Source organism: Marinomonas sp. AWM4_232 (assembly GCF_056158325.1).
In genome coordinates this window covers 4,004,116-4,016,244 of sequence record NZ_JBSWTA010000001.1, presented here as the reverse complement: position 1 = coordinate 4,016,244, position 12,129 = coordinate 4,004,116, and the positions used below count along the sequence as shown (strand labels likewise).

General features: G+C 43.1%; 12 protein-coding genes and 1 pseudogene. 10 read left to right on the top strand and 3 right to left on the bottom strand.

The window, feature by feature from the left end; translation table 11 throughout:
* The first annotated feature begins 1 nt into the window (after position 1).
* The 8 genes and pseudogenes from ACXAC1_RS19030 (at position 2) to ACXAC1_RS18995 (ending at position 6,889) form a co-directional block, all read left to right on the top strand.
* The gene (locus tag ACXAC1_RS19030; protein ID WP_475063580.1) at positions 2-775 is read left to right on the top strand and encodes a thiazole synthase; all 774 of its coding nucleotides are present in this window, start codon (positions 2-4) and stop codon (positions 773-775) included.
* The gene (gene thiH / locus ACXAC1_RS19025) at positions 772-1,929 is read left to right on the top strand and encodes a 2-iminoacetate synthase ThiH (protein ID WP_475063579.1); all 1,158 of its coding nucleotides are present in this window, start codon (positions 772-774) and stop codon (positions 1,927-1,929) included. Before ACXAC1_RS19030 ends, thiH begins: the two co-directional genes overlap by 4 nt.
* 598 nt (positions 1,930-2,527) lie before the next feature.
* Positions 2,528-2,650: pseudogene (locus tag ACXAC1_RS19020) on the top strand (IS91 family transposase); the annotation flags it as partial.
* A 321-nt stretch (positions 2,651-2,971) separates the two neighbouring features.
* Positions 2,972-3,856, top strand: coding sequence for an ion channel (locus tag ACXAC1_RS19015; RefSeq protein ID WP_475063577.1), 885 nt, complete (start codon positions 2,972-2,974; stop codon positions 3,854-3,856).
* A complete protein-coding gene (locus ACXAC1_RS19010) occupies positions 3,853-4,767 on the top strand; it encodes a hypothetical protein (RefSeq protein ID WP_475063575.1) in 915 nt (304 codons plus the stop codon). Before ACXAC1_RS19015 ends, ACXAC1_RS19010 begins: the two co-directional genes overlap by 4 nt.
* Positions 4,768-4,776: 9 nt before the next feature.
* A complete protein-coding gene (locus ACXAC1_RS19005; RefSeq protein WP_475063574.1) occupies positions 4,777-5,415 on the top strand; it encodes a LysE family translocator in 639 nt (212 codons plus the stop codon).
* Positions 5,416-5,527: 112 nt separating this feature from the next.
* A complete protein-coding gene (locus ACXAC1_RS19000; protein WP_475063572.1) occupies positions 5,528-6,112 on the top strand; it encodes an HNH endonuclease in 585 nt (194 codons plus the stop codon).
* A 135-nt stretch (positions 6,113-6,247) separates the two neighbouring features.
* Entirely contained in the window at positions 6,248-6,889 is a 642-nt protein-coding gene (locus ACXAC1_RS18995; RefSeq protein WP_475063570.1) for a hypothetical protein, read from the top strand.
* 55 nt (positions 6,890-6,944) lie between these two features.
* Here ACXAC1_RS18995 and ACXAC1_RS18990 read toward each other — a convergent pair whose 3' ends face one another.
* From ACXAC1_RS18990 to ACXAC1_RS18980, 3 genes are all read right to left on the bottom strand, one after another.
* Positions 6,945-7,820 carry an MYG1 family protein gene (locus ACXAC1_RS18990; protein WP_475063568.1) on the bottom strand — a complete coding sequence of 292 codons (876 nt, stop codon included), beginning with the start codon at positions 7,818-7,820 and terminating at the stop codon, positions 6,945-6,947.
* A gap of 276 nt (positions 7,821-8,096) precedes the next feature.
* The gene (locus tag ACXAC1_RS18985) at positions 8,097-8,375 is read right to left on the bottom strand and encodes a YrhK family protein (RefSeq protein ID WP_475063566.1); all 279 of its coding nucleotides are present in this window, start codon (positions 8,373-8,375) and stop codon (positions 8,097-8,099) included.
* 42 nt (positions 8,376-8,417) lie between these two features.
* A complete protein-coding gene (locus ACXAC1_RS18980) occupies positions 8,418-10,010 on the bottom strand; it encodes a sensor domain-containing diguanylate cyclase (RefSeq protein ID WP_475063565.1) in 1,593 nt (530 codons plus the stop codon).
* Positions 10,011-10,312: 302 nt separating this feature from the next.
* Between ACXAC1_RS18980 and ACXAC1_RS18975 the strand changes: the two genes are divergently transcribed.
* Both ACXAC1_RS18975 and ACXAC1_RS18970 read left to right on the top strand, forming a co-directional pair.
* Complete coding sequence (locus ACXAC1_RS18975; protein ID WP_475063563.1) at positions 10,313-10,693, top strand: hypothetical protein; 381 nt, start codon at positions 10,313-10,315, stop codon at positions 10,691-10,693.
* Between the two features lie 159 nt (positions 10,694-10,852).
* Positions 10,853-12,121, top strand: a complete 1,269-nt coding sequence (locus ACXAC1_RS18970) for an ABC transporter substrate-binding protein (protein WP_475063561.1) — start codon at positions 10,853-10,855, stop codon at positions 12,119-12,121.
* The last annotated feature ends 8 nt before the right edge of the window (positions 12,122-12,129 follow it).

Sequence of the window (12,129 nt, the reverse complement as noted above, 5' to 3'; positions counted from 1 at the left end):
TATGTCATTAACGATTGCAGGTCATACCTTTTCATCACGCTTATTTACCGGTACGGGCAAATACGCCAACCAAGAGCAGATGATTGCTTCCATCTTGGCAAGTGGCAGTGAAATGACCACCTTGTCCTTGCGCCGTATGGATTTAAAAGCCGGCTCTGACAATATTCTAAAGCCATTGCAAAAACTGGGTGTAAAGCTATTGCCAAACACTTCTGGTGCTCGCGATGCTAAAGAAGCTATCTACGCTGCCCAATTGGCCCGAGAAGCCTTAGAGACGAATTGGGTCAAAGTGGAAATCCACCCAGATCAACGTTACCTAATGCCAGATCCAATTGAGACCCTTAAAGCGGTCGAAGAGCTAGTGCGCCAAGGCTTTGTGGTGATGCCTTATATTCATGCGGACCCAGTACTGTGCAAACGCCTAGAAGAAGTGGGCGCACAATGTGTGATGCCACTAGGTGCACCGATTGGCTCGAACCAAGGTTTGGCCTCTAAACCCTTCCTCGACATCATTATTGAGCAAAGCACTGTGCCTGTGATTGTTGATGCGGGCATTGGCGCACCGTCTCATGCTGCCGCTGCGTTAGAAGCCGGCGCGGATGCGGTCTTGGTTAACACCGCCATGGCGGTTGCTAGCCATCCTGAAATGATGGGTAAAGCCTTTAAACTGGCGGTGGAAGCAGGGCGAACGGCCTATGAATCGGGTACGGGTAAAGTGCAACATACCGCCGAAGCGTCTAGTCCTTTCACCGAGTTCCTCAAGGAGCTGGTATGAGTGGCGCCATACGAGTCTTGCATCAAAGCCCAGCGGTCGAAGGCCAATTTAGCGCACAACTCGAAGCGCTAAATTGGGACGCCATTACCGCTCAGCATCAAAACGCCACCGAAGCAGACGTGCGTCGAGCACTGGCCAAACCTAAGCGTGATATCAATGACTTTGCCGCCTTGATCTCCCCAGCCGCCAAGCCATTTATCAATGAGATGGTAGCAGAGAGTGAACGCCTGACGTTGCAGCGTTTTGGTAAGACAGTCAGCTTGTTTGCGCCTTTGTATTTGTCTAATACCTGCGCCAACGAATGCACCTACTGCGGCTTTTCCATGAGCAATGCCATCAAGCGCTTAACCTTGAACGAAGCGCAGATTGAACGAGAAATCGACGCCATCAAGAAAAAGGGTTTTGACCATATCTTGCTGGTGACGGGCGAAACCAAAAAAGTCTCCATGCCTTACTTCGAGCGCATGTTGCCATTGTTTAAGCCCGCTTTTAGCCAGCTTTCCATGGAAGTGCAGCCATTGGAAATGGAAGAGTATGCGCAACTCAAAGAACTCGGCCTCGATGGCGTCTTGGTCTACCAAGAAACCTACCGACGTAGTACCTACCTTGAGCATCATTTACGGGGTAACAAGTCTGACTTTAACTACCGCTTAGACGCACCGGATCGTATCGGCCAAGCCAAGGTCCATAAAATCGGCTTAGGCGTTTTACTTGGTTTGGACGACTGGCGCACCGACTCCATCATGATGGCGCACCATCTAAGACACCTGCAAAAACGCTACTGGCGTTCACGTTTTAGCGTTGCATTCCCGCGCATTCGCCCCTGTGCTGGTGGCATCGTACCGAAATCCGTGATCTCCGATCTCGAACTAGTGCAACTTATCGCCGCATGGCGACTCTTTGATGCGGACTTGGAAATGAGCCTTTCCACCCGAGAGTCGGCGGAGTTTCGTAACCACGCCGCACGCATGGGCTTCACCACCATGAGCGCAGAATCGAAAACTCAACCGGGCGGCTACGCCGATGACGCCAAAGAAGCCCTAGAGCAATTTGAAATCAGCGACGAACGCAGCGTCACCGAAATCGCCAACGCCATCCGCGCCCAAGGCCGCGAAGTCGTCTGGAAAGACTGGGACATCTCCCTAAACATGTAAGCTTCCCTGCGCGAGGGAAAAATCCGCAGCCTAGGCATACTCTGGGCTGCTAAATCTCAGTTTCGGAGCTCATAATCTGCTTCGCTGCTTCATTCCATGTATTCAATTCGCTTGCGCAAATCTCAGGTCGTTCCTCCCTTCGAACGTCAGCGCGAAACAAACACACGGAACGTTGCTAAGGAAACTACACTTTGTAGGAGCGGGTTGTACCCGCGACCAAACCTGCATTTATGAGGTAAATCGCCAAGCTTAAATTTCGTGAATTTTTATCTGCCCCCAATAGTTCGAAAACGACAGCTTTGAACTCTTGTACGACCTCGCTGCGCGAGGGAGCAACCTGCAAACTAGGGGGTAATTCTAGGTTACTAAATCTCCGCTTCGGCACACGGAAACCACTTCGCGGCCCCATTCCATGTAATTCAATTCGCTTGCGCAAATCTCAGGTCGTTCCTCCCTTCGAACGTCAGCGCGAATCAAACACATGGAACGTTGCTAATATCTATTTTGTAGGAGCGGGTTGTACCCGCGACCAAACCTGCATTTATGAGGTAAATCGCCAAGCCTAAATCTCGTGAATTTTTCATCTGATCGCAATAGTTCGGAATCAAGTTGCTCTTGCCCTGCTTGTGGAGAACGTACTGTTACTTATCTTGGTGACGTCACTGAGAGTAACGTGACGGAACAGCCTCGCGTCATGCTACCATGGGACAATGGCAGTTAGAGTTAGCACATAGTGAGATCAGAGTGTAAACACAGATCAGGTCATAAGGCCTGAGGGAATCGCTTGCCTCTCTGGTGAAATCACGCTACAAATGGGTACATTAAGAACCAATATATCGGCGATCAAAGACGATCTGATGCGGAATAGACCAGAGGATCTTTGGTTTTAGCGAGTTATTTAACAGGGAAGTCCCACCATGAAAAAAGCAAATCCCCTATATAGACAACGCGGCCGTTCAACAGTGGGTTATAGCCGCAGCTACGCTGCCGTATAACCCTTAATTGTTAGCCTTTTAAACGAGAATCAAAGCAAGCATAAATAATGGCCGCAAATAAGTTTTCAATTTCTGGAACACCTACTAGAACGAACTCTCTTGATGAATTTCTGAATAAAGAGGAGTTTTTGGATCAAGAGGATCCGGATCATGGTTTTTTTGAAGATGTTCTGTATTTCCCAGAACATTTCAATCCGGATCCATCAAAGATTCTGAAGCAGAAGAAAAAAACATATAAAAACGTATCATTTAAGGATACTGAATTTCGTAATGTCAGCTTTGTGTATTGCGTTTTCGATGGTTGCTTGCTGCTCAGCTCTAAATTCATTGACTGTGAGTTTATCGACTGCACATTTATCGACACAAACACCAATAAGTCCCAATTTGAACGAACCCTTATTGACCCAGCTTACTTTAAGAAAAATTTTGATCTAAAGGCAGATACAAATATAGCGGCTAACCTATACCATAGTCTATATAAAAACCTAAACAATGAAAGGCAGCCAGACAGGGCAAAACAGAGCCTTTACATGATGCATCGAGCAGAAAATGCGCACCTCAATTCGCAATTAAGACGCAAGAGGATTAATTTGCCCACATTCATGTTGAAAAAGCTAATTCACGTTTTTGATTTTCTAACTTCTGGTTATGGTCTGAAGTTATACAGAGTACTGCTTACATTTGTTTCTATTGTCTTATTATTGTCCGGCATAAATTACACATTCCGAATGGAGTTTTTCGGTGGCGGCGTTATATGTTCATTTATCGATTCTGTATATTTCACCTTGGTCACTCTAACGACTCTTGGTTATGGTGACATATCCCCAACCACACAACTTGGTAAACTTGTTGTTGCCGGTGAGGTTACATTGGGAATAGTAGTCATTTCACTGTTTCTTACATCGATAAGTTCTAGGGTGATAAGAGCGTGAGCATTCTATCTGTAGTATTGTTTGGATCTCAGGTGTCTGGCGGTAGTGACGGACAAAGCGACAAGGATTTGCTTGTTATTTGCAAGCCGGAAAATAAGAAAAATTCCATAATTCAGTATACTGATCGTGGGTATAGTGTTTCTGTTTATACGCCACGTCAGCTTGAATCTATGAGGTTGCATGGTTCGTTGTTCCTTCAACATTTAAAGCTCGAGTCAAAGGTGATGTACGATAGGGGTGGAGCTTTTATTGAATTTATTTCCAAATGCGATTTAGTTCCCCCACCTCTAGAAGAAATGGAGCGCTCTAGACAAAGCCTTATTAATGCTCTGGGCAGCCCTATTGGTTATGGGGCCTCTTGGTGGCTCGCAGACTACCTATTCGTACTGTCAAGGGATTACTTTATTAAGTACTTCGCAAGAAAGGGGCGAGTTATATTTAATGTAATCCAGCTGTCTCGCGAAATAGAAAAAGAGTTTCTTTTAGAGAAGGCTGAGGCAGAAACGTTTCTCTCACTTAGAAAGTGTAAATCCATTTACAGAAGCGGAGGAGCTACTGGAACCAAGGTTGACACAATTCTTTCTGCGTGGCGTGACGTCTTGCAAAGAATAATTTCTATTCCTTCTGTCGAACAACTGTCTGTTAGAACATACCTATTTGACAAAACGATTGATGAATTTGTGTCAACTTATGAATTATTGCGTTATGTGGAATCTCTCAGAATCATGTGCCCAGACGTTAGATGCGAAAGTACCCATGAACGCCACGTTTTAAATATGATTATGAATCCAAATCACTACTCCAGTACATCTATGAAAGGCAAAAAGTTATTGTCTTCATATCTCAACGAATTTAGAAATGAGGCTAACAAGTGCGTCAACGCGGATAGCCAAATGCGTCGCATTTTTTAAGGAGAAAATATGGAATTAAACAACATCATCACATTCATCGCGGTTGCAACACTGCTTGTCATATCACCTGGCCCCAATGGCTTCCTCGTAGCTAAAACCGTTGCTCTTTCGGGCCAAAAGGCTGGGTTTGCAAACGTTGCAGGCTTCGTGGCGGCATTTTATTTACACGGCTCGCTATCCATATTCGGCATTTCGATTCTTTTGGTCCAATCAGCAATCGCTTTCACTGTATTCAAATTGCTAGGTGCCGCTTACCTAATCTGGATAGGTATCAAATCAATTAGAAGTGCTTTTAACCAGCCTGCTGATCCACCATTAGAGCTATTTTCACAGAATCAAAATAAGGTTTCTATCCACAATGCATTCTTGGAAGGCTTTATAACAAACGCTCTTAATCCAAAAGTGTCCATGTTTTATCTTGCTGCCTTTCCTCAATTCATTTCATTAGAAGGTACTGCATTTAGCGCTTACGCTCTTGTCACAGCGCACTCCTTAGTCAATCTTATTTGGTTCTCTATCATGGTGCTGGCATTATCACGAGTAAAAACAGCTGCAAATAATCGAAAGTTCAAAGCGTGGTTAAATTCAATTACTGGTGTTGTCTTTATTGGTTTCGGGGCTAAATTGGCGTTAATGCGAAGCAGCTAACAAGGCGCTTAACACGTTCCCTTCGGTCACTGGGACAGTAACGCAGCGGCGCTTCGCCATTATGCCGCTACGTCACTGCCCGCTAGCTTAGCGTTAACCAAAAGGAGGCATAATGACAGCACCAGCAATAACAATGAAACAGCTTTTAGTTGGTACTGAAAAGTATAAAGCCAATATTCGCCCCTGGACGCAGACCCTAAATCGAGTTGATTGGTTCTTACTAATCTCCGGAGAGCTATATCCATTAAAATATACATTTGCACTGGCTGCTAATTGTCCACCGGCAACATACACAACAAACCAGATGAAAGCTGTTCTCAAAAAGCTTCCGGTGGAGTTTATTAGTATCAAAGAACAGAAAGAAGCCAGAAACTCGTTTTATGATCAGGTGATATCTTCTTTATCTGACACAGCTAAGCGTCAAAAAAGGCTAAATGTGGCAGAGAAAAAGCCTACCATGAGACTGACGTATCAAGCAGAGTTTGTTAGAAACCCTGATGTTGTAGCGGAGGTTCTTGAACGAGCAAAAGGTAACTGTGAGTGTTGTGGTGAGCGAGCTCCTTTTATACGCTCCAAAGATGGAACGCCCTACTTAGAGGTTCATCATAAGGTATTTCTTTCCAAAGGGGGTGAAGACTCTGTGGAAAATGCAGAAGCTCTATGTCCAAATTGTCATCGCAAAAAGCATTTTGGCTAACAAACTGTTTAAGGGTGATTCGCAACGCTTGGCATTTTTGCTATGCGTTGTGTTTAGTGTTTAAGGTGGTATGCGGCGGCATTGGTATTGTGTTGCTCACACCTTAACAGGGCGTTATATTCTCAGGAGATTTGAGTGCTGAACCTAGAGCTAGACCATTTTTTTATACTCACTGATAAGCCTAGAGAAGCTGGTGATCTTTTAGTATCTATGGGGTTGAACGAGGGTTTTAGTCGAGACCACAAAGGCCAAGGAACTTCAAATAGACGCTTTGAGTTTTCGAATGGAATGCTCGAAATTCTATATGTTCGTGATAGTGAAGAATCCGAAAATGGCCCGGCTAAAAACCTGAGATTTCAAGAGAGAATCAAAAAAAGCGAAGCATCGCCATTTGGAATTATTCTAACTCGTACAAGTGGCACTAATGTTGACATACCATTTAGCGGTTGGAAATATCAACCAGATTATTTTGAGCCTCCAAATGCATTTCTTATTGGAAATAATTCTGAAATATTGGAAGAGCCGTTATGCATTTATGTGCCTTTTATTGACCCAGTTAGCAAAAAGAAAAAAGTAGGAAAATTCAAAACTATTAGCAATGTTCAACTATCTGTCCTGCGAGGAGAGGCTTCAGAAACACTACGTGCGCTACAAAGTACAGACAGGCTTCAGGTCGAGCTTGGAAGCGAGCATCTAATAGTGATGACTTTAGATGCTGGTAGTAGCGGGTTATCCAAAGACTTTCGCCCAGAGTTGCCACTAATTATCAAATGGTAGGTGATGAAAATAGAACAATCAGGGGCAGATGAAAACCCTATCTGCCCCTAAAGCCTTAACCCTCCAACGCCATCTCTGCCATTTTCATGGTATTCTCAAACGATGCACAACCTGCGATAAACAAGCCGTTATGACAAAACATAGCATCATCAAATCCGGTCACGTCTTGCAGCTCTTTACCAGATAGGCCCGCCCAAGCAGCAGGCAGTTTTTTGCGATCTTCAAACGAACCTAGTTCAACCGGCACGGTTTGAATACGCCATTCGCCAGTTTGTGAAGGGTAGATCATAAATAAGGCATCTTTTGAGGTGTTCAGAACGGTGGTTTTCCACGGTGTAAATTGCTCCAAGACGATGACTCTTGGATCGTTGGCGTTCTCAATGGCTTCAAGGACGATGGATTTGGCATTAACGCCACCATTTGCCGAGGCGATAAAGCGCGCCAGTACTCGTGAAGCAAAGGTTACGGCTTCTTCAAAACAAGCGTCGAAATTGCCGTGCTCTTCCCAAGTTGGGTTAAACATGGATATGGTTTGGCTCAGGCTGACACCGGTGAGTGGGCCGTCAACATGGCCACAGTCGATGGCGTCGATGACAGAGACGAGGTTTTTATCCACCGCATCAGTGACTTCTTGATTGCCAGCACAGATTGTTAGGCCGTATTTTTGCCACATCAAGCCAAATGATGAAAACGGAATACCGTTGTCACGAGCACCAGCGCCGCCTCGTTGGTGGTGGTCGAAACGGCCTTTGTCGGCATCGTATACGCCACCTACATCTAAGACGATATCGGCTTGGTCTAGCTCGTCAAGGTTACGTGTTCGAACTACTTTCGCAGATGGATAAATATGTTTCAGTGCTGCTACAGCAAATACGTCGTCTGCGTGAAAGTTGCCATTGTGCGTCGCAATCACCGGAGTGTGTTCTGTCATGTTTATCATCTCTTGTTTCTATCTTATTTCGTTTATCAGCTAGGTGGAGTTAAGGGGCCGGATTCTACGGCCTTTTGGGGGCCGGGAACACCGTTCTTTGTGATTACTGATGTCGATCAGAAAACTATAGAATAAGAGGTTCCCCAGAATATTTAGGCACTTAGCAGTGAGGTAGGCATGGTTGGATACGATTTTTGTCGATAGGGCGATGCTTATAACCATTTTAATTATTATCCGGCATCGCTTTAGTGTCACTTAGTGCTAGAGTTCAATTATCTAAGCGTTTTTATTTTGAAGATCTGGGTGGATTCTACCGACGTGCATGTAACCAATGATTTTAATGGCAGGTTTGATCATTAATTGAGCGCTGCCGACAATGAATAGCCAAGTGCCGCTGTACGTAAGGGATTCACTCAGGAAAAACACGCTGCCTATTAGAAACCAGATAGCGATTAATAGATCATTAAAGGCGCCGATAACATCATAACGTCTTTGAATGACAATGTGTTTATTACCGACACCCGCATCTGCCTTTTGCTTTTGACCTGCTATCATAAATACTCCATAAAATTTGTATTGATGCTATCAGTCTATGCATTAGGTTTGAATACGATTTCGTCCCATTTGCTTGGCTCTATACATTTTTTTGTCAATTTCTACTAGGACACTCTCTAATGTATGAATATGAGTAAATTCTGATAGGCCTAGACTCACTGTTACCTTAATTTGTAGGGGGAAATTATGAGAGTGAATGGAAGAGAACACTTTCTTAGCCACTTCTAAAGCCATATCTTTATTGGTATTAGGACAGACGATGATAAACTCTTCTCCTCCCCAGCGGCCAAACGTGTCAGTCTCGCGTATCGTCTCTTTTATAACTTGAGCCAGCCTAATAAGCACTTGATCACCAACTTCATGACCGTAATTGTCATTCACACGTTTGAAATGATCAATATCAAACATTAGGACACTAAACGGGCGACGGTGTCGCTGGAAATTACTGACTTCTGTATACAGAACTTCCATAACTTTACGGCGATTCGCGATCGTTGTTAGTTGATCAGTATGAGATATGGAACTAAGCTGCGAGTTTTTTTCTTTAAGTTCTATGTTTTTTTGAAATAAAGCCCTTTCAGTTAGCTTTTCTATCGATTCAGATATTTTACCAATTTCGTTGTTAGGAAAATCATACTTGTTTGCTTTATCGTTTCCCTCGATAATTTCCTGCACTCTATTTTGCAAGTTTTTTAGAGGTAATATCAGATGTCTGCTTAAAATATGACTCATTAGCCAAGTAGTGAAAAGAGAGCCTAATACTATTGCTAATACAGTTAGAGATATAGTTTTCATGATGGGATGGCGTATATCTGACAAATTGACTTCTGTTACAACAATCCAACCAAGTTCATCAATGCGGTTAAAGTGCGCTAGCTTTTCGAGCTTACCATCACGATATGAAAGGCTTCCTGAAGCATTTTTTTGTTTAGGTATATGAGAGATAATTTGTCGATGAAGTGTATCTGGAAGGCTTTCATCAGGGTGAATTAATATTTTACCTTCAGTATTCATTACAAAGTTGTAGATAGTCGGATAATTCTCATCTTTTGCAGCCAATGATTGAACGATAGCTTCCATGCCTGCATCTATAGAAATAACTCCTATCACTCCTTCATTTTCATCTAGGAGAGTTTTACCAAACGATATTAACCATTTTTTCGAATTCACATCTTGATAAGGGATACCATCAGATATCAAAGGGCTTGTCTTGATGGCAGCTTGGTACCAAGGTCTTAAAACCGCATTATAGTCAGAAGGTGGGGTGTAATTATTGATTAAAAGCGATCCATCTTCATAGCCAGCGAAAATGTAATGTATGTTGGGAATCGTGTTCTGTAGTGTGTCAAATAGATTAAGAATTTTTGCTTGAGTATCTGGCTCATGATAATTGCTGTGATCTACATCGGAAGCTTTACTGCCTGTATAGTCTACCGCTTTGCGTAAAGGCGCAACATAACCTTCAATAAGAGCAGTGACTGACCTATTTTTGTTTCGCAGGACCGACTCAGCATTGTCTATGCCTTGCGTATACAAAAGAGAAGCTATGCAAACGCTAATTATGAGAATAGTAAGCAAGGCTAAGGTTGTTGTGATTGAAAAAATTTGGCGGTGTAGCTTTGAGAGTTTTTTCATGTAAAAAATCAGCGTTTTACTTCATACATGAAGCGTTACCCATGTGAATTTGAATGAAATTTGTCCGATTGTTTCAAACCTCTTATAGCTTGTCTAGTTATTTTCCATAACAAGGAAATCCATATGCTGAGCAGCAACAAATAAAATTACTGTTCTATTAACTCTAAGTTAAATGATTAATTGCCTGACTTGAGACAATTAATGAGGTTTTTTTATGAGTTCTAACTGCTTGCGGCTAGTTAATCTATTCATGTGGGCGTAAGTTGAGGCTTTTAGTATTTAAGAGCAGATAAGGATTAGCAATGCGTCAAAATCAATTTAAAATTGCAGTCGTGGGTGGCGGTAGCGCGGGCTTGGAGCTACTGAATCGACTTTTCATTGCAGAGTTTGTAGAAATCGTTGGTATTGCAGATACAAACCCTCAAGCCCCCGGTATTCTTCTGGCAAAAGAGCGCGGTCTTACTGTTACGACAGACATGTACGAACTTTTAAAGAAAGGCGAAGAGGTCGACATTGTAATTGATGTAACAGGTATTAAGTCTGTTCGTGATGCACTGCGGCATCATATGCAAGTTTGCAACAATGAGCACACTGTTATAATGCACGAGCGAATATCAGCTTTGCTTATTTCGCTTTTTAATGGCGCGATGGTGGAAACGAAAGCAAGCGATGATCTATATTAGATTTGTCTATTTTTTACTACCAGCTGTAGTCAAGCGCTGGTCTCATATGAGTAGGCCATGCTAAAAAATTTATAAAATCGGTTAGAAATTTATTGTTTTTAAGCGACTTTTCATTTTCTATCTATACTAGAAGGAATAAATTGGATAGGAAGTGTGCAGATGAATGATTTACTCGACCGACGAAGCTTTTTACGTGCTCTAGGGACAGGAGTGGTCGCATCAACTGCTGGACTTAAGGCTCCGTATGTTTTTTCAAAAAGAAACATTACATTAAGAGTAATGGGAACGCACGTTACCTTACAGGAAGAACTCCGACAACGAGCAATGAAAGAGTTAGGCATCAACCTTGAGTTTTATCCCATGGGAGATGCCGCTTTGTTGCAAAAAGCCGCATCAGACCCTAATTCGTTTGACCTTTACGAACACTGGTCTGATTCGATTAACATTCTCTGGCAAGCTGGATCTATACAGCCCCTTGATACGGATCGACTTCGCTACTGGGACGAAATAAATAATCTAACCAAAACAGGGAAGTTAACAGATGATTCACAAATAGGTGCAGGTGATGCGCCGAATAAAATTATCTATGTACAGCCAGACGGCTCGTTAGGTGCAACACCGTCGAAACAACTCAGTTTTATGCCATACGTGCATAATGTCGACTCCTTTGGCTATAACACACAACACATTCCGCCTGGTGTGGCTTATGAGACAGAGTCTTGGTCTTGGTTACTGGATGAAGCTAATCAAGGTAAGGTTGCGCTAATCAATGCGCCAACTATTGGTCTTTTTGATGCGGCTTTGTCTGCTCAAGCACAAGGGCTGATAAAGTTTAATGATATTGGCAATATGAGCCTGACAGAAATAGACAATTTATTCGAGATATTGCTTATCAAAAAGCGCCAAGGTCATTTTTCTGGATTTTGGTCGTCAGTTCCCCAATCAGTTGAATTCATGAAATCGGGTCGAGCTAATATTCAAAGTATGTTTTCACCTGCTGTCAGTGCTTGCAAAGGGCAGGGCGTTCCTGTTGTGTATGCTGCTCCAAAAGAGGGCTATCGTGCTTGGCACGGTGTTATGTGTTTATCTGCAAATGTAAGTGAGGAAGTAAAGGAAGCTGCCTACGAGTATATGAATTGGTGGTTATCTGGTTTTCCAGGCGCTTTCATCGCTCGACAAGGTTATTATATTTCTAACCCTGAACGTAGCCGTAGCTTAATGTCTTCTGCTGAATGGGACTATTGGTATGATGGTAAGGAGGCCGTAACGGACTTAAGAGGGACCGACGGTAATGTGTCTATAAAAGCAGGAGAAGTAAGACATGGAGGAAGCTATGCTTCTCGATTTTCTAATATAGCCGTTTGGAACACAGTTATGCAAAATTATGATTATAGTTTAGATAAATGGTATGAGCTTTTAAACGCCTGAGGAGTAGA

Excerpts from the sequence above, each read along its gene's own strand:
- ACXAC1_RS19005 (WP_475063574.1), top strand. The coding sequence starts at position 4,777 with ATGGAATTAAACAACATCATCACATTCATCGCGGTTGCAACACTGCTT.
- ACXAC1_RS19000 (WP_475063572.1), top strand. The coding sequence starts at position 5,528 with ATGACAGCACCAGCAATAACAATGAAACAGCTTTTAGTTGGTACTGAA.
- ACXAC1_RS19015 (WP_475063577.1), top strand. The coding sequence starts at position 2,972 with ATGGCCGCAAATAAGTTTTCAATTTCTGGAACACCTACTAGAACGAAC.
- ACXAC1_RS18980 (WP_475063565.1), bottom strand. The coding sequence starts at position 10,010 with ATGAAAAAACTCTCAAAGCTACACCGCCAAATTTTTTCAATCACAACA.
- ACXAC1_RS18970 (WP_475063561.1), top strand. The coding sequence starts at position 10,853 with ATGAATGATTTACTCGACCGACGAAGCTTTTTACGTGCTCTAGGGACA.
- ACXAC1_RS18990 (WP_475063568.1), bottom strand. The coding sequence starts at position 7,820 with ATGACAGAACACACTCCGGTGATTGCGACGCACAATGGCAACTTTCAC.
- ACXAC1_RS19030 (WP_475063580.1), top strand. The coding sequence starts at position 2 with ATGTCATTAACGATTGCAGGTCATACCTTTTCATCACGCTTATTTACC.
- thiH (WP_475063579.1), top strand. The coding sequence starts at position 772 with ATGAGTGGCGCCATACGAGTCTTGCATCAAAGCCCAGCGGTCGAAGGC.
- ACXAC1_RS18985 (WP_475063566.1), bottom strand. The coding sequence starts at position 8,375 with ATGATAGCAGGTCAAAAGCAAAAGGCAGATGCGGGTGTCGGTAATAAA.
- ACXAC1_RS18975 (WP_475063563.1), top strand. The coding sequence starts at position 10,313 with ATGCGTCAAAATCAATTTAAAATTGCAGTCGTGGGTGGCGGTAGCGCG.